We start from the raw sequence: 17,152 nt of genomic DNA on the forward strand, positions 1-17,152 counted from the left end.
TCTCTCTCGCGTTCTCCGGTCGTGGTGCTCACGCCGCAGGTACCGGCGATCGTACGGCGCGTGCACCGTCCCGCCAGGTCAGGTAGCCGCCGTCGAGGTTGACGACGTCGTGCCCCAGCTCGGTGAGCAGCCGGGCCGCGGTGTGGCCTCGTTGGCCGACCTGGCAGTGGACGACGACGCGCGCGCCGGGCGGGATCTCGCCGTGCCGGGACCGCAGCTCGTCGAGCGGGAGGTTCAGCGCGGGTCCCGCCGCCGTCCGGACGGTGCCGCGGGAGTGCTCCGCCGGGGTCCGCACGTCCACGACCAGGGCGCCGTCCAGCGCGTCGAGCTCGTGCCACTGGACGGTCCGCACCGTGCCCGTGACGAGGTTGTCGGCGACGTACCCGAGCATGTTCACCGGGTCCTTCGCCGACCCGTACGCGGGCGCGTAGGCGAGCTCGAGGTCCATGAGGTCGGACGCCGTCAGTCCCCCGGCCATCGCGGTCGCGATCACGTCGATCCGCTTGTCCACCCCGTCCTCGCCGACGCCCTGGGCGCCGAGGATCGCGTCGGTCGCGGGGTCGATCAGGAGCTTGAGCGCCATGGGCACGGCGCCCGGGTAGTACCCGGCGTGCTGGACGGGGTGGGTGTGCACGACCCGGTGGTCGCGCCCCTCCGCGCGCAGCCTCTTCTCGGAGCGGCCGGTCGAGGCGGCCGTCAGCCCGAAGACCCCGACGATCGCCGTACCCTGCGCCGGTCGGTGTCCCGACCGGCGACCCATGATCACGTCGGCGACGTGGCGCCCGTGCCGGTTCGCCAGGTTGGCCAGGGGGATCAGCACGGTGTCGGACGGCGGAACCCACCCTGTCGTCGTCGCGTCGCCCGGGACGTCGGTGCGGTGCGGGGCGGCGAGCGCGTCCCGCTTCACGGCGGCGTCCCCCACCGCGTAGACGTGCGGTGCGCTCGTGCGGAGGTCGGCGTCGACGAGGACGCCGCCGCGCGCGCCCGTCGATCCGTCGGCGACCGCGATCCCGGCGTCCCGGGCGAGCGCGGTCTCGGGGACGACACCGATCGCTGCGAGCACGAGGTCGGCGTCGACGTCACCGAGCGACGTGCCCTGGGTGTCCGCGAGCTCCACGTGCTGCTCGCCGACCGCCACGACCTGCGCACCGACGCGCACGGCGACGCCGTTCGACTCCAACCGGTCCTGGACGCGGACGGCCAGCTCGGGGTCGAGCGGGGCCAGGACCTGGTCGCCGAGCTCCACCAGCGTCACCGCGAGTCCGCGGCGGACGAGGTTCTCGGCGACCTCGACGCCGATGAACCCTGCGCCGACCACCACGGCGGTCCTCGCTCCTCGGATTGCCGTGACGAGCCCGTCCACGTCCGTGACGTCGCGCAGCACGTGCATCCGCTCGCTGCCCGGGACGTTCGGGACGACCGGGCGGGCGCCCGGGCTCAGGACCAGCTCGTCGTAGCTCTCGACGTACGCGACGCCGTCCGGCCCCTGCACGGTGACGGTCCGCCCCGCGGTGTCGACGGAGCTCACCCGACTGAGGACCCGGACGTCGAGGCCGAACCGTGCGGCGAGGCTCTCCGGGCTCTGCAGGAGCAGCGCGTCACGCTCCTCGATGACGCCGCCCGCGTAGTACGGCAGTCCGCAGTTGGCGAACGACACGTGCGGGCCGGCCTCGAGGACGACGATCTCGGCGTCCTCGGACAGACGACGCAGACGGGTGGCGGCAGACATGCCGGCGGCGACTCCGCCGACGATGACGATCTTCATGGGGACCTCCTGGTTCCTCACCACTATACCCCCGGGGGTATAGTGGTGAGCGAGATCATCGCCGAGACACGGGCCACACCGCCCGCAAGGAGGACCAGATGTGCCGAGCAGTGACCTGCACGACGTGCGGCCGCACCACGTGGGCCGGGTGCGGCCAGCACGTCGACGCTGTCATGCGCGACGTACCCAAGGCGCAGCGCTGCGCCGGCCACGAGAGCTCGAGCCGCGCGACGTCGTCTGGCACGTCACCTTCCACTGCATCGGGGAAGGCCCCGGGCACGCTGTCGACCGGAGACCGCCCGACCCGCGGATCGTTCCTCGCCCGCCTGCTCGGACGCTGATCCGGCGTCCCGGCTACGCGCTGCCGCCCGCCGGGACAGGGTCGAGCCTCATGTACACCTGACCCATCCCAGGTCGTACGTCGACGTCTCCCTGGCGCGGCCACAACGACATCGCCCGCTCCGCCTGAGCCGTGATCGTCAAGGAGGGGTTGACGCCCAGGTTGGCCGAGATCGTCGACCCGTCGACGACGTGCAGCCCGGTGTACCCGTGGACGCGGTGGTACGGGTCGACAACCCCGGTGGCGAGCGACTCACCGATCGTGCAGCCGCCGAGGAAGTGGGCCGTCATCGGCACGTCCGCGATGTCCCCGACAGCGCCCCCGGCGACCCCGCCGATCTTCGCGGCGACGCGGCGTGCGACGTCGTTCGCCACCGGGATCCAGGTCGGGTTCGGCTCGCCGTGCCCCGGCTCCGACCGCAGCCGGAACCGGCCCGTCCGCGAGCGCCGACCCGAGACTGTGATCGAGTTGTCGAGGGTCTGCATGACGAGCAGGATGATCGTCCGCTCCGACCACCGGCGCACCGAGAACCAGGTGGCGTTGCGCGGGCTCGACACCATCGCCCGCAGCCAGGAGCGCCAGCGCGGTCCTGGCTCGCCGCCGTCGCTGAGCACGGTCTGGAGCAGTCCCATCAGGTTGCTCCCCGCCCGTAGCGGACGGGCTCGACGTGGGTGTCGGCCTCGGGGTGGATCGACGACGTGATCGCGACGCCGCGCGTGAAGTCCGGGCGTGCGCCGTCGGCTCCGCGCGCGGGTGCCTTCGCGCCGAGGAGCGACTCCGAGTTCGTGCGGGTCAGGACGCCGAGGCGGTCGGACAGGTGCGGCAGGGCCCCGACGGCCTTCATGCGGTGCAGCAGGCTCTGCGTGCCGTACGTGCCGGCGGCGAGGACGACGTGCTGCGCGGTGAGGGTCTGCCGGTCGCGGGCGCGACGGCCCGAGGTCCCCGTCCCCCGTACCGAGACCTCCCAGCCCTGCTCCCCCGCCGCTCCGGTCGACGGGCCGCCCGCGCCCGACCCGAGGGGTCGCACGTCGGTCACGGTGGTCATCGGTCGCACCTGCGCCCCGCGACGCTCCGCCAGGTACAGGTAGTTCAGGTCGAGGGTGTTCTTCGCGCCGACCCGGCATCCCGTCATGCACGAGCCGCACTGCGTGCAGCTCGCCCGTCGCGGACCCTCCCCACCGAAGTAGGGGTCGTCGACCTGCGTCCCGGGAGGGACGTCGTCCGACCCGAAGAACACGCCCACGGGCGTGAGCCGGAAGCTCGACCCGACCCCGAGGTCGTCGGCGACCCCGCGCAGCACGGTGTCGGACGGCGTCATGTGCGGGTTGGTGGTCACGCCCAGCATGCGCCGAGCCGTGGCGTAGTGGGGTGCGAGCTCGGCGCGCCAGTCGGTGATCGACGCCCACCGGGGGTCGGCGAAGTACGCCGGCGGAGGCTCGTAGAGGGTGTTCGCGTAGTTGAGCGACCCGCCCCCGACGCCTGCCCCCGCGAGGACGACGACGTCGTCGAGCAGGTGGATCCGCTGGATCCCGTAGCAGCCGAGCGCGGGCGCCCACAGGAACTTGCGCACGTCCCAGGAGGTGCGGGGCAGGTCCTCCCGCGACCACCGGCGTCCGGCCTCCAGGACCACCACCCGGTAGCCCTTCTCGGCGAGGCGCAGCGCCGCGACCGAGCCGCCGAACCCCGAGCCGACCACCACGACGTCGTGGTCGAAGTGTTCTCCAGCCCGGTCGGCGTCGTCGCTCGTGTCTGAAGGCCCGCGTGGAGGCATGCGTGAAGGGTACGACCGTTCGGTGGCGGGTCGCAGCGCTGGGCGAGCGCCCAGGAGGCGCCGGGAATGAGGTGGCCACCGGGGTGGTTGCAGCGTGAGAATGTACCTACCGCCCGGTAGGCCGGCGTCTGCGTGGCGCGGTCCGAGACGCAGGAGAACCATGAGCACCCCCAGACCCCTGAGCGCGCCGCGACGGCGACCGGCACGATGTCGCGGCAGGACGTCGTCGTCATCGCGCTGCTGCTCATGTCCGCGTTCGTCGTGATCCTCAACGAGACCACCATGGGCGTCGCGCTGCCGCCGATCATGGACGAGCTCGGGATCACCGCAGCGACCGGGCAGTGGCTCACCACGGCGTTCATGCTCACGATGGCCGTCGTCATCCCCGCGACGGGCTGGCTGATCCAGCGGCTCGGGACGCGGCGCGCCTACGTCGTGGCGATGTCCCTGTTCAGCGCGGGCACGCTGCTCGCCAGCCTGGCTCCCGGGTTCGGGCCGCTGCTCGTGGGGCGGATCGTCCAGGCGTCCGGCACCGCGATCATGCTGCCGCTGCTGATGACCACGATCATGACGCTCGTGCCCCCGATGTCCCGCGGCAAGGTCATGGGCAACGTCGCGATCGTCATGTCCGCGGCGCCGGCGCTCGGCCCGACCCTGTCGGGAGCCGTGCTGGAGATCTCCGGCTGGCGCACCATCTTCCTCGTCGTCCTGCCGATCGCGCTCACCGCCCTGGTCCTCGGCGCGATCTTCGTGCGCGACACCGCCGAGCGGAAGTCCACGCGGCTCGACCCGCTGTCCCTCCTCCTCGCGGTGCTCGCGTTCGGCGGACTCGTGTACGGGCTCTCGAGCCTGGGCGAGGCGGCCGAGGCCACGCCGCTCGTGCCCGTGTGGGTGCCGATCGTCGGCGGCGCGCTCGCGCTCGGCCTGTTCGTCTGGCGCCAGCTGTCGCTCCAGCGCACCGACTCGGCGCTCCTCGACCTGCGCGTCTTCGCCGCCCGCGACTTCACGATCGGCCTCTCGATCCTCGCGATCGCGATGGTCGGACTGTTCGGCTCGATCATCCTGATCCCGCTCTACCTGCAGAACGTGCTCGGCCTCGAGCCGCTCGCGACCGGGCTCATCGTGCTGCCCGGCGGCCTGATGATGGGGCTGCTCGGCCCGACGGTCGGTCGCCTCTACGACCGTGTCGGCCCGCGACCGCTCGTGATCCCCGGCACCGCACTGGTCACCGGGGCGATGGCGATGCTCGCCACCGTCTCCTCCACCACCGCGCCGTGGTTCGTGCTGTGCTCGCACATCGTCCTCAGCCTCGGGCTCGCGTTCGTCTTCACGCCGCTGTTCACGTCGGCCCTCGCGGCCCTCAAGCCGCAGCTGTACTCGCACGGCTCCGCGGCGATCAGCACCGTGCAGCAGCTGGCGGGTGCCGCCGGGACCGCCCTGTTCATCGCGGTCATGACCACGGTGTCGGTCTCGGCCGAGGAGTCGGGTGCCACCGAGGTCGCCGCCCTCGGTGAGGGCGTCCGCGAGGCCTTCGTGTGGGGTGCCGTCGTCGTCGGGTTCGCGCTGGTCGCCTCGTTCTGGCTGCGCAAGCCGCCGCCCGTCGAGGAGTCGGTCGACGGCCCGCGCCACGAGGAGGTCGGTGCCGAGGGTGTCGGTGCGCAGCGACCGGCGACCGACGAGCCGATCGACCGGACCCCGGTGCACTGACCGGCCGCGCCGGCCACGGAGGCCGCGCGCCTCGACGTCAGCCGCGCGCGGCCCACCAGCGCTCGAGCTCCTCGCGCGCAACGTCCTCACCCAGAGGCCCGCGCTCCATGCGCAGCTCGAGCAGGAACTTGTACGCCTGCCCGACGACGGGGCCCGGCTCGATCCCGAGAGTCGCCATGATCTGGGCTCCGTCGAGGTCGGGGCGGATCGCGGCGAGCTCCTCCTTCTCCTGCAGCTCGGCGATCCGACGCTCGAGGTCGTCGTACGCGTCGGAGAGCCGCTTCGCCTTGCGGCGGTTGCGCGTGGTGCAGTCCGCGCGGGTCAGCCGGTGGAGGCGCTCGAGCAGCGGCCCGGCGTCCGTCACGTATCGACGGACGGCCGAGTCGGTCCACGCACCCTCGCCGTACCCGTGGAACCGCAGGTGCAGCTCGACGAGCCTCGCGACGTCCTTGACGACGTGCTTCTCGTACTTCAGTGCCCGCAGCCGCTTACCGACGAGCTTCGCCCCGACGACCTCGTGGTGGTGGAAGCTCACGCCGCCACCGTCCTCGAACCGCCGGGTCCCGGGCTTGCCGATGTCGTGCAGCAGGGAGGCGAGCCGCAGCACGAGGTCAGGGGCGGGCACCGCACCGTCCGGCCCGGTCTCCTGCGCGATCGCCTGGTCGAGCACGATCAGCGAGTGCTCGTAGACGTCCTTGTGCCGGTGGTGCTCGTCGATCTCGAGGCGGAGCGCCGGGAGCTCGGGCAGCACGTGCGCCGCGAGTCCCGTGTCGACCAGCACCTCGAGACCGCGGCGCGGCTCGCCCGCGCACAGCAGCTTCGAGAGCTCCGCCTGCACGCGCTCGGCCGAGACGATCTCGATGCGGCCCGCCATGGCGACGATCGCGTCGTTGGTCGCCGGTTCCACGTGAAACCCGAGCTGCGCCGCGAACCGCGCGGCGCGCATCATGCGCAGGGGGTCGTCGTCGAAGGACCGCTCCGGCGCGATCGGGGTCCGCAGGACCTGGGCAGCGAGGTCCGCCGCTCCCCCGTGCGGGTCGACGAGCTCCATCGACGGCAGCCGGACCGCCATCGCGTTCACCGTGAAGTCGCGGCGCGACAGATCACCCTCGAGCGTGTCCCCGAAGGCGACCAGGGGCTTGCGTGACGCCGGGTCGTACTTGTCGGTGCGGTACGTCGTCACCTCGACGACCACGTCGGGGGGACGGTGGCCACCGGGAGCGCCAGGGGCACTGCCGGCCGACCCGTCTGCGGAGTCGACAGCCGAGCCGGCCCCCGCCCCGCTCCCCCGGCGGGACCGCCGCGACCCGAAGCGCTTCGCACCGATCGTCCCGAACTCCTTGCCGATGTCCCAGTGCGCGTCGCCCCACGCCGCGAGGATCCGCAGCGTCTCGTCCGGGTGCGCGGAGGTCGCGAAGTCGAGGTCGCTGCTGGTGCGCCCGAGGAACGCGTCCCGTACCGGACCTCCGACGAGAGCGAGCTCGTGCCCTGCCGCGGCGAACACCTCGCCGAGCTCGACCGCGGTCTGCTGCACGGCGGCGAGGGACGGGACGGCCGCGGCGGGGACTGCCGGTGCGGCTGACGTGAGCGACGGATCGGTGGGTTCCGTCGACTCCGCGGGGACGGGATTCTGCGGGGAGGTCGGCACGACCGACCAGTTTACCGACCATGCCGCCGCGGTGACGGCCGCGAGGCGCAGGACCAACGCGCGGGACGTCGTCCGACATCACGTCCCGGGGCACGCGGTAGGTAAGGTGACGGCATGTCCTCGCCAGCGTCGTCCCCGGACCATCGGGGCGTCCCCGCGCCGCCGGGTGGTCTGAGGCTCCACCGCGACCCCGCAGGGCCACCGATCGTCGCACCCGTGCCGGCTCCGCTGCCCGTCGTCGAGGAGGTCTCGGCCGGAGGGATCGTCGTCGACCACGCCAGCGGCACCGCGAACGTCGCCGTGATCGCGCGCCGCAACCGCGGCGGGCGCCTCGAGTGGTGCCTCCCCAAGGGGCACCTGGAGGGTGACGAGACCGCCGAGGAGGCGGCCGTGCGCGAGATCCAGGAGGAGACCGGGATCGAGGGCGAGATCGACAACCGCCTCGGCACCATCGACTACTGGTTCGCCGGGGACGACCGCCGCATCCACAAGGTCGTGCACCACTTCCTGCTCCATGCCACCGGCGGCTTCCTGACCGTCGAGGGCGACCCGGACCAGGAGGCCGAGGACGCGGCCTGGATACCGCTGGCCGAGCTCCCCGAGCGGCTCTCGTACCCGAACGAACGGCGCCTGGCCGTGGCCGCGGAAGAGGTCCTGCGCGGCGACCACGGCGTGCGCCTGGTCCACGGGACCGTGACCCGCGACGGCAGCCGGCGCACCCCTCGCCCGTACGCCGGGCGGCCCGGTGCCGAGGACTCACGAACGACACCGGCCGGCCCGGAGGCACCTCCTCCCCCGACGCCGGTCGCCCGACCGACGCCCCGTGACCCCGGCTCCCCGCGGCGCCCTGCGACGGCCCGCGCCGTCGGGCCGGGCGACCCGCGTCATGGCGCTGCTCGCTGCGCTGGCGCTGATGACGGCACTCCTCGCGACCGACGCCCTCACCGCGCTGCGCGCCGCCGCCGCGCCCGCGCCCGACACGTCGGTGAGCGTCGCGATCGCCTCGGTGTCGCCCGAGGTGATGCGGTCCGGCGACGACCTCACCGTCACCACGGTGGTCCGGGCGGACGCTGACGCTCCCGACGAGAGCGAGGACCTCACCGTGTCGCTCGGCATCGACCGGGCGACCCGGGCCCACGACCGGGCGTGGGTCGAGCGGTGGGACACCGCCGATCTGGACGCTGACACCGGCCGTCCCGTCAAGACCGAACCCGTGCCCGCCCTCGCCGCAGGGACCGAGGAGACGGTCACGTTCACGGTCTCGTGGGCCCAGCTCGGCCTGAGCCGATCCACGGCCTGGGGTGCGCTCGGCCTGTCGATCGTCCTGTCGGACGACGGCGCCCCCGTCTCCGCCGACCGCACCTTCGCGGTGTGGGACCCGGAGACCGGCACGACGCCGACGCTGGACCTCGGCTTCCTCGTCCCCCTCGTCGGTCCGGCCGTGAGCCAGGACCCCGTCACAGCCTCGGACGACGTCGTCCGCGCCGTGGCGGACGACGCCCGCCTCGGGCACGTGCTCGCCGCGACCGCCGACGAGCCGGCGGTCGCCTGGGCCGCGGACCCGGCGCTGGTGCGGGCCGCCGCGACGTCCGACAGCGCGTCGGCCCAGGACTGGGCCGACGCCGTGACCTCCCCGTCCCAGCGTGTGCGGTTCGCGTTGCCGGCGTTCGACCCCGACACGGCCGCATACGCCCACGCGGACCTCCCGCTGCCGGACCTCGCCGTCATGGACGACGGGTCGCAGCCAACGAGCGGGGCGGACCCGACGCCGAGCTCGGATCCGGCACCCGGCACCGATGTGACGCCCACCGAGACGGGCGACCCGATCGATGACGGCGGCGGCGCGGTCGACGGTTCCGGGACCGAGGAGCCCGAGGACCCGCAGCAGGACAGCAGCGCATCGCCGGACAGCGAGTCCGACGCTCCTGGCGAGCCCGACGGATCCGACGAGTCCGAAGACTCCGACACGGAGAACGACACGGGTGAGGAGCCGGACCCCGAGGCGACGGGCACCGTCCCGGTCCTCGCCGGCTGGCGCACCGACCTCGCCTGGCCCGCCGCCGGGCCGGACGCCCCGACGGTCGAGACCGCGGTCGCCGCGGGCCGCTCGATCGTCGTCCTCGACCCGGGCTCCGCCGACGGGGAGGCCGCGGAGGGGGCGATGGGCCTCCCCGACGCCCTGACCGACGCCATCACGCCCGCGGTCGCGAACACCACGACGGCTGCGGGCGACGCCACGCTCCTGTCCCCGGACCCGGCGCTGAGCGCCCTCGTCACGGCCCTCACGACGCTGCCCGGCAACCCGTCCGGCGGCAGGGACCGCCTCCTCGCCGAGACCGCGGTGATCGCCGCGTCGTCGGACGACGCACGCTCGCTCGTCGCGCTCCCCAGGACCTGGAACCCTGACCCCGCCCTCGCGACGGAGGTCATCGCGGACGTCAGCAGCCTCCCGTGGGTGGCCGTCGCGCCGGTCGACGACCTCGCCGCGGACGCATCGACCGACCCGGCGACGGCCCCCGCGCTCCCGGACCGCATGGTGTCACCGGACGAGATCCCCGCGTCGACGCTCGACTCGCTCGCGGACCATCGGGAGCGGCTGGCGCAGGTCAGCGGCCTCGTCCCCGACCCGGCCGCGCTCGCGACGACCGTCGACGACCGGCTCGTCTCGCCGACCTCGGTCGTCTACCGCCAGGACCCGGGCGAGCGGGAGACGGCCGTCGAGGTGGCGCAGAGCGCCGCGACCGCGTTGCTCGACGCCGTGCACATCGTCCCCGGCAGCGACGTCAACCTCATCGCGGCCGAGGGCGGCCTGCCGGTGCGCGTGTCCAACGGACTCCCGCAAGAGGCGACGGTCCGGGTCGTCCTCGACTCGGACGACCCGCGGCTGCGGGTGAACGACTCCCCCGTCACCACCGTCCCGGCGGACTCCGAGGTGATCGTCGAAGTGCCGGTGACGGCCGTCGGCAGCGGCAACGTCTCTCCGTCCGTGCACCTGGAGACGCTGGACGGTCAGGAGCTCGCCGATCCGATCACCTTCGCTCTCCGGATGCGGGCCGCGTGGGCTACCGTCGGCACCGCGGTCATCGCCGGGCTCTTCGGCATCCTCCTGATCGCCGGGATCTGGCGCACGGTCAAGCGCGGACGTGGCGCGACGCGCGCCGCGCAGGCGGCCGTCGACGAGCCACCGGCCCCGTCCGACGACCCGAGGGCCGAGCGATGACCACCGGACCGCAGAGCCCGTCCGCACCGAGCGAGGAACCGCGGGACCTGACGACGCGGACCGACGCCACGCCGTCCGACCCCACAGACCCCGCAGCCCAGACCTCCGGTACGGCGCCAGGTGGCGCCCAGGGCGACGCCTCCGGTGACGACTCGCCCGCCGGCCCCGGCCCCCGGAGCCTGAGGTCGAGCTCGATGATCATGGCCGCGGGCACGGCGGTCTCCCGCGTCCTGGGGCTCGTGCGGAACATGCTGCTCGTCGCCGCCGTCGGCGTCACCGGGCTCGCCGCCGACACCTTCGACGTCGCGAACAAGATCCCCAACTTCCTCTTCGCGATCATCGCGGGCGGCGTGCTGAACGCGGTCATCGTCCCCCAGATCGTGCGCATCTACCGGGGCCGCAACCCCGAGGAGAACGTCAGCAAGCTGTTGACGCTCGCCACCCTGGTGATGCTCGTCGTGACGCTGATCATGACCGCCGGTGCCTCGGTGATCGTGGGGATCTACGCGAGCTCGAGCTGGTCCGACGCCCAGGTGGCGCTGGGCGTGTCCTTCGCGGTCTGGTGCATCCCGCAGCTCTTCTTCTACGGGCTCTACGCGCTGCTCGGCCAGGTGCTGAACGCGCGCCAGCAGTTCGGTCCGTACATGTGGTCCCCGGCGGTCAACAACGTGATCTCGATCGCCGGTTTCGCGGCGTTCATCGCGATCTACGGCCTGCGGCGGCCGGGCACGTCGACGACCTCTCCTCGTGGGACGGGCCGAAGATCGCGCTGCTCGCCGGCACCGCCACCGCGGGGATCGTGGGTCAGGCGCTGATCCTGCTCGTCCCTCTCTACCGGAGCGGGTTCCGCTGGCGGTTCCGCCTCGGTCTGCACGGGATCGGGCTGCGCTCCATCGGCAAGGTCGGCGGGTGGACGTTCGGGGTCGTGATCCTCGACCAGGTGGGTGCCTGGTTCTCGACCAGGCTGGTCTCGGGGGCTCCCGCCGCCGCGCTCACGGACCTGTTCGGTCCCTACCTCGGCGACACGACGCGCGAGGGCCTGGTCACGGGGATCGTGGCGAGCGCCCCGGGCGCGTTCACCGTCGCCGGTCCCGCCGCGTACTCGCAGGCGCTGATGATCTACCTGCTCCCGCACTCCCTCGTCACCGTCTCGATCGCGACGGCCCTGTTCACCGGGATGAGCAAGTCGGCTGCTGCGGGGGACATCGACCGCGTGCGGTTCGACCTGTCCCGCGGGCTGCGCATCATCACGGTCTTCACGCTGTTCGCCGCGGCCGTGCTCGTCGTCCTCGCCCTACCGGTGACGAAGCTGCTGCTCCCGACCTCCGGGGCGTCGTCGGCCGCGGCCGTGGCCGAGATCCTCGTCCCCCTCGCGATCGGCCTGGTCCCGCTGGGCGGCATGGTGCTCATGCGCTGGGTGTACTTCGCCTTCGAGGACGGCAAGGGCGTCTTCATGATCCAGCTCGTGCAGACGCCGCTGTTCATGGCGGGCTGCTGGGTCGCCGTCACGGTCCTGCCGGGGCAGTGGTGGGCGGTCGGCATCGCGGTGGCGTTCACCTTCGCCCGCATCGTCGTCGTGGTGCTGCGCGCCTCCGGTCTGCGCCGCATGCTCCACGGCATCGACGGCGCCCGGATCGCCGGCCTGCTCGTCCGGGCCTCGCTCGCGACCGGCGCGTCCGTCGTGACCGGCTTCGCCGTCCGGCTGCTCTTCGGTGACCTCTACGGCCTGTCGTGGATGACGGCCCTGGTCGTGACCGTCGTCGTCACCGCCGTCATGGGCGTGACGTACGTGGCTGTCCTGAGGCTGCTGCGCGTCCAGGAGCTGACCGACGTCCTCCGCCCGTTCGCGGCCCGCCTGAGGCCGCTGACGTCGAGGATCCGCCGCCGCTGACCGGGGCGCTCCGGCCGAGAGCGCAGGTCCCCCGAACGGCGAGGACTGGCCCGTATCATGGCGGTGCAGAACCTGTCATCGAACCCGGAGGTCTCGTGAGCTCGCTCAGCCCTGGCGTCACTCTCGCTGCGCGCTACCAGATCGTCGATCGGGTCGACACGGACCTCACCTCGGTCGACGCATGGTCGGGCCGGGACACGGTGCTGGACAGGATGGTGCGGATCGACGTCGTGTCCGGGCCCAGTGCCCCGGTGGCACTCGACTCCGCCCGCCGCGCCGCACTCGTCTCCGACTCGAGGATCGCTCGCGTCCTCGACGTCGGGGTGTCGGACGACGTCTCGTACGTCGTGAGCGAACCCGCGGCCGGGACGTCGCTCACCACGCTCGTCGACCGCGGGCTCTGCTCACCCAGCCGGGCTCGCTCGATCGTCGGCGAGGCCGCCGCGGCCCTCGAGGTCGCTCGACGCCGTGGCGTCCACCACCTGGCCCTGCGGCCCGACGCCGTCCGCGTCACCCACGGGAGCGTCCAGATCACCGGGCTCGGGCTGGACGCCGGAGCCGCCGGCGCGCGACCCGCCTCCGCCGACGAGGACTCCCGCGCCGACACCGTGGCCCTGGTCGCCCTGCTGCACTACCTGACCACCGCGCGCTGGGGCGGCGCCGACCTCGACCAGCCCTGGCTCGTGGACGAGGCCCCCGCCCGCTCCCGGCACGTCACGACGCCGACGGGTCCCCCGAGGTGCCCGACGAGGTCCCTGCCGACCTCGCCGACCTCACGCGGCGCACCCTCGCCCGCGACTCCACCGACGGCCCACGCACCCCCGCAGCGCTGGTAGCAGCGCTCGAGCCCTGGGAGCCGGTCGGCAGCACGTCGCGACCCGCGCCCGCCCCGAGCGCGACGTCGCCCGTCCGCCAGTCGGTCAAGGACCGTTCGATCGCCCCTCGCGGCACGGGCGCAGCCGGCGCCACAGCCGCAGGAGCGGGCGCCGGTGTCGCAGCCACCGCCGCCATGCCGCCCACGGTGCGCCCGGGCACACCGGCACCGGCTCCGGCGGCTTCTCCGCGGCCGGCGGACTCCGGGTCCGCCGCCGCGGCCGCGTCAGGAGGAGGTCGGTTCGACCCCACCTGGATCACGCTCGTCATCGTGGCGATCACCGTCGTCCTCGGCCTCATGTGGGCCCTGAGCACGGCGTTCTCCGGGTTCGTCCCACCGGTGCAGAGCGACGGCGGCGAGGCCGCCCGGGCCGAGCAGCCCGCAGCCCCTGAAGCTGACGCGCAGACCGAGGAGCCGGCCCCGGAACCTGAGCCCGTCGAGACCAAGACCCCCGAGCCGGTGCGCCCGGTGATCGAGTCGGCCGAGGCGCTCGACCCCGAGGGTGAGGCCTCCGGCGACACCGTCGGCGAGCACCCCGAAGCCGTCCAGTACGCCTACGACGGACAGCCCGAGACGTTCTGGTACACCCGGACCTATGCGCGGCCTACCTACGGCATGAAGACCGGCGTCGGCTTCCTCATCAAGCTCGAGGAGAAGGCACCCGTGTCGACGATCGTGCTCGACACGAACAACGACGGCGGCACCGTCGAGGTCCGGGCCGGGTCCGACCCCACCGAAGGGAAGCCCCTCGCATCGGGATCCTTCGCGCCCTCGACAGAGCTCGAGTTCGACACGACCGAGTCCGACGAGTTCGTGCTCTGGTTCCCCGAGCTCCCGTCGACCTTCAACGGGAAGAACCGCGTAGAGCTCAACGAGATCCTCGTCTCCTGACGATGGTCCCGGAGGCTCTGCCTCGAACCGGCGGGAGCCAGGGTCACGGGCGCCACAGGCGCCACGGAACACCGGGCAGGCCCTCGGTGTTGCCCCAGCAGCAACAGCCACACAACGAGGAGACGGCATGAACGAGCAGTCGACCGAAGTCCTGGACCTGGTGATCGTGGGGTCGGGTCCTTCGGGATACACCGCTGCGGTGTACGCGGCGCGTGCGGGTCTGGCGCCCCTGGTGCTCGCCGGGTCGGTGACCGCGGGTGGTGCGCTGATGAACACCACCGAGGTCGAGAACTTCCCCGGGTTCCCCGAGGGCGTGATGGGTCCTGACCTGATGGAGAACATGCGCGCCCAGGCGGAGCGGTTCGGCGCGGTCGTGGAGTACGACGACGCCGAGACCCTGGACCTCGCGGGTCCCGTCAAGACGATCACCACGGTCAACGGCGAGTCCTACCGGGCCCGCGCCGTGATCCTCTCGACCGGGTCGGCCTACCGCGAGCTGGGCCTGGACGACGAGAAGCGTCTCTCGGGCCGGGGTGTCTCGTGGTGCGCGACGTGCGACGGGTTCTTCTTCCGCAACCAGCACGTGGTGGTCGTCGGTGGTGGCGACTCCGCGGTCGAGGAGGCCACCTTCCTGACGCGGTTCGCGTCGAAGGTGACTCTCGTGCACCGCCGCGACGAGCTCCGCGCCTCGAAGATCATGGCCGACCGGGCGCACGCGGACCCGAAGATCGAGTTCGCGTGGAACGCCGAGGTCGTGGGCATCACCGGCGAGGACAAGGTCGCCGGCATCACCCTGCGCGACACCCTGACGGGCGAGACCCGCGACCTGGACGCGACCGGCCTGTTCGTCGCGATCGGTCACGACCCCCGCTCGGAGCTCCTGGTCGGGCAGATCGACGTCGACGAGGACGGGTACGTGAAGGTCGCGCACCCGACCACCGCCACGAACCTGACCGGGGTTTTCGCCGCCGGGGACCTCGTCGACCACCGCTACCGGCAGGCCATCACGGCCGCGGGCACCGGCTGCTCCGCCGCCCTGGACGCCCAGGCGTACCTGACCGACCTCGCCGACGCCGCCGGCGAGCAGGAGGCCGCGGGGACCCCCGAGACCCCCAACCCCGAGGGCCTGCCCGACGCGCTCGACCACATCGAGCGCACCCCCGACACCACGACCCAGACCGACCAGGCACAGGAGATCAACGCATGAGCACCGTCGCCGTCACCGACGATTCCTTCAAGGCGGACGTGATCGAGTCCGACATCCCCGTGCTCGTGGACTTCTGGGCCACGTGGTGCGGCCCGTGCCGCCAGGTCGCCCCGATCCTCGAAGAGCTCTCGGAGCAGTACGAGGGAAAGGTCAAGATCGCGAAGCTCGACACCGACGCCAACCCGGCCACGACGGCGGCCTACGGCATCGTGTCGATCCCCACGCTGAACTTCTACGTGGGCGGCGAGGTCGTGAAGTCCGTCGTCGGCGGGCGCCCCAAGCGGGCCCTGGCGGAGGAGATCGACGCGCTCCTCGCGTGACCGGACGCTGACCCGGGGGCCCGGAGCGGCCGTGGGATGGGAGACTTCAGTCGTGATGGACGACAAGCTCTCGACCGGCCGACCCGGGCCCACCGGTGGCACCCGCCTCGACCCGTGGTTCGGTGCCTACGCCCAACGCGCGCACGGTATGCGCGCCTCGGAGATCCGCGCGCTCTTCGCCGTCGCCAACCGGCCCGAGGTCGTCTCCCTCGCCGGCGGCATGCCGTACCTCGACGGGCTTCCCCTCGACTCGATCGCCGACACGATCCAGCGCCTCGTGGCCACGCGCGGTACCACCGTGCTGCAGTACGGCTCCGGTCAGGGCGACGAGACGCTCCGTGAGCACATCGTCGACGTCGTCGCGATGGAGGGCATCGACGCTCATCCCGACGACGTCGTCGTCACGACCGGGTCGCAGCAGGCCCTCGATCTCGTCGCTCGCATCTTCGTCGACCCCGGGGACGTCGTCGTCGCCGAAGCGCCGTCCTACGTCGGCGCGCTCGGCGTGTTCCGCTCCTACCAGGCCGAGGTCGAGCACGTCCCGCTCGACGCCGACGGGCTCGTCCCCGAGGCTCTCGAGGCCACGCTCGAACGCCTGGCCCGCGAGGGCCGTCGCGTCAAGCTCCTCTACACGGTCCCGAACTTCCACAACCCCGCAGGCGTCACTCTCAGCGCCGAGCGTCGCCCGAAGATCCTCGAGATCGCCCGCAGGTACGGGGTTCTCGTCGTCGAGGACAACCCGTACGGGCTGCTCGGCTTCTCCGGCGACCCGCTGCCGGCGCTGCGTGCCTCCGACGAGGAGGGTGTGCTCTACCTCGGGTCGTTCTCCAAGACCTTCGCTCCGGGCTACCGCGTTGGGTGGGTGATCGCGCCCCACGCCGTCCGCGAGAAGCTCGTGCTCGCGAGCGAGTCGTCGATCCTGTGCCCGTCGAACGCCTCCCAGCTCGCGATCTCCGCATACATGGAGTCCGCCGACTGGCGCGGCCAGATCAAGAGCTTCCGCGAGCTCTATCGCGAGCGCCGGGACGCCATGACCACGGCACTGACCGAACATATGCCCGATTCATCCTGGAATACCCCTGATGGCGGGTTCTACGTGTGGGTCAAGCTCCCGCCAGGGCTCGACGCCCGAGCGATGCTCCCCCGGGCCGTCACGTCACGCGTCGCCTACGTCCCCGGGACCGCCTTCTTCGCGGACGGCACCGGCGCGGACCACCTCCGGCTGTCCTACTGCTTCCCCACCCCAGAGCGGATCCGCGAGGGAGTCCGCCGGCTCGGCAGCGTGATCGGGGACGAGCGCGACCTCGCCGACCTGTTCGGCACCGACGCGGACGTCGACCCGGACCTGCGCGACGTCGACAACCCCGGACCGGACCTCGCGTAGTGACAGCCGGAGACGGTCGGCGCGCACCGTGCCACGGGCCGGATACCAAGGCCCGTACCAGGCTGTCGTCGTCGCCGAGGCACACGAACCAGACATCGAGGAGACCATGATGCAGAGCTCCCCCAGTGCACGTG

11 protein-coding genes and 3 pseudogenes are annotated in these 17,152 nt (G+C 72.7%); 11 read left to right on the forward strand and 3 right to left on the reverse strand.

Annotation, left to right across the window (positions count from 1 at the left end):
- Positions 1–28: 28 nt before the first annotated feature.
- The gene (locus QUE47_RS06580; protein WP_286219093.1) at positions 29–1,765 is read right to left on the reverse strand and encodes an FAD-dependent oxidoreductase; all 1,737 of its coding nucleotides are present in this window, start codon (positions 1,763–1,765) and stop codon (positions 29–31) included.
- 98 nt (positions 1,766–1,863) lie between these two features.
- On the opposite strand from QUE47_RS06580, the pseudogene QUE47_RS17375 reads away from it, so the two are divergent.
- Positions 1,864–1,989, forward strand: a pseudogene (locus QUE47_RS17375) (DUF8730 family Cys-rich protein); the annotation flags it as partial.
- Between the two features lie 130 nt (positions 1,990–2,119).
- Here the strand turns inward: QUE47_RS17375 and QUE47_RS06585 are convergent.
- A pseudogene (locus QUE47_RS06585) lies at positions 2,120–3,876 on the reverse strand (GMC oxidoreductase).
- Positions 3,877–4,008: 132 nt separating this feature from the next.
- Here QUE47_RS06585 and QUE47_RS06590 point away from each other — a divergent pair.
- Complete coding sequence (locus QUE47_RS06590; protein ID WP_350227693.1) at positions 4,009–5,583, forward strand: MDR family MFS transporter; 1,575 nt, start codon at positions 4,009–4,011, stop codon at positions 5,581–5,583.
- Positions 5,584–5,620: 37 nt separating this feature from the next.
- Here the strand turns inward: QUE47_RS06590 and QUE47_RS06595 are convergent, their stop codons facing one another.
- Positions 5,621–7,117 (reverse strand): CCA tRNA nucleotidyltransferase, encoded by a 1,497-nt coding sequence (locus tag QUE47_RS06595; protein WP_286219417.1) that lies wholly within the window; start codon positions 7,115–7,117, stop codon positions 5,621–5,623.
- Positions 7,118–7,345: 228 nt separating this feature from the next.
- Here QUE47_RS06595 and QUE47_RS06600 point away from each other — a divergent pair.
- The 9 genes and pseudogenes from QUE47_RS06600 to QUE47_RS06640 form a co-directional block, all read left to right on the forward strand.
- Positions 7,346–7,780 (forward strand): annotated as a pseudogene (locus tag QUE47_RS06600) (NUDIX hydrolase); the annotation flags it as partial.
- 364 nt (positions 7,781–8,144) lie between these two features.
- Complete coding sequence (locus QUE47_RS06605; RefSeq protein ID WP_286219094.1) at positions 8,145–10,451, forward strand: DUF6049 family protein; 2,307 nt, start codon at positions 8,145–8,147, stop codon at positions 10,449–10,451.
- Positions 10,448–11,266 carry a murein biosynthesis integral membrane protein MurJ gene (gene murJ, locus QUE47_RS06610; RefSeq protein ID WP_286219095.1) on the forward strand — a complete coding sequence of 273 codons (819 nt, stop codon included), beginning with the start codon at positions 10,448–10,450 and terminating at the stop codon, positions 11,264–11,266. The genes QUE47_RS06605 and murJ overlap by 4 nt, the downstream gene beginning before the upstream one ends.
- A complete protein-coding gene (locus tag QUE47_RS06615) occupies positions 11,251–12,342 on the forward strand; it encodes a lipid II flippase MurJ (RefSeq protein WP_286219096.1) in 1,092 nt (363 codons plus the stop codon). The genes murJ and QUE47_RS06615 overlap by 16 nt, the downstream gene beginning before the upstream one ends.
- Positions 12,343–12,437: 95 nt before the next feature.
- Entirely contained in the window at positions 12,438–13,178 is a 741-nt protein-coding gene (locus QUE47_RS06620; RefSeq protein ID WP_286219097.1) for a protein kinase family protein, read from the forward strand.
- Entirely contained in the window at positions 13,082–14,107 is a 1,026-nt protein-coding gene (locus tag QUE47_RS06625; protein ID WP_286219098.1) for a serine/threonine-protein kinase, read from the forward strand. Before QUE47_RS06620 ends, QUE47_RS06625 begins: the two co-directional genes overlap by 97 nt.
- A 127-nt stretch (positions 14,108–14,234) precedes the next feature.
- Positions 14,235–15,314 (forward strand): thioredoxin-disulfide reductase, encoded by a 1,080-nt coding sequence (gene trxB / locus QUE47_RS06630; protein WP_286219099.1) that lies wholly within the window; start codon positions 14,235–14,237, stop codon positions 15,312–15,314.
- Positions 15,311–15,634 carry a thioredoxin gene (gene trxA, locus QUE47_RS06635; protein ID WP_286219100.1) on the forward strand — a complete coding sequence of 108 codons (324 nt, stop codon included), beginning with the start codon at positions 15,311–15,313 and terminating at the stop codon, positions 15,632–15,634. Before trxB ends, trxA begins: the two co-directional genes overlap by 4 nt.
- A 55-nt stretch (positions 15,635–15,689) precedes the next feature.
- Positions 15,690–17,018 carry an aminotransferase-like domain-containing protein gene (locus QUE47_RS06640; RefSeq protein ID WP_286219418.1) on the forward strand — a complete coding sequence of 443 codons (1,329 nt, stop codon included), beginning with the start codon at positions 15,690–15,692 and terminating at the stop codon, positions 17,016–17,018.
- Positions 17,019–17,152 lie beyond the last annotated feature (134 nt).

The sequence above is a fragment of the Paraoerskovia sediminicola genome (genome assembly GCF_030296575.1).
Lineage (GTDB): Bacteria > Actinomycetota > Actinomycetes > Actinomycetales > Cellulomonadaceae > Paraoerskovia > Paraoerskovia sediminicola.

Excerpts from the sequence above, each read along its gene's own strand:
- QUE47_RS06580 (WP_286219093.1), bottom strand. The coding sequence starts at position 1,765 with ATGAAGATCGTCATCGTCGGCGGAGTCGCCGCCGGCATGTCTGCCGCC.
- QUE47_RS06605 (WP_286219094.1), top strand. The coding sequence starts at position 8,145 with ATGACGGCACTCCTCGCGACCGACGCCCTCACCGCGCTGCGCGCCGCC.
- murJ (WP_286219095.1), top strand. The coding sequence starts at position 10,448 with ATGACCACCGGACCGCAGAGCCCGTCCGCACCGAGCGAGGAACCGCGG.
- trxB (WP_286219099.1), top strand. The coding sequence starts at position 14,235 with ATGAACGAGCAGTCGACCGAAGTCCTGGACCTGGTGATCGTGGGGTCG.
- trxA (WP_286219100.1), top strand. The coding sequence starts at position 15,311 with ATGAGCACCGTCGCCGTCACCGACGATTCCTTCAAGGCGGACGTGATC.
- QUE47_RS06640 (WP_286219418.1), top strand. The coding sequence starts at position 15,690 with ATGGACGACAAGCTCTCGACCGGCCGACCCGGGCCCACCGGTGGCACC.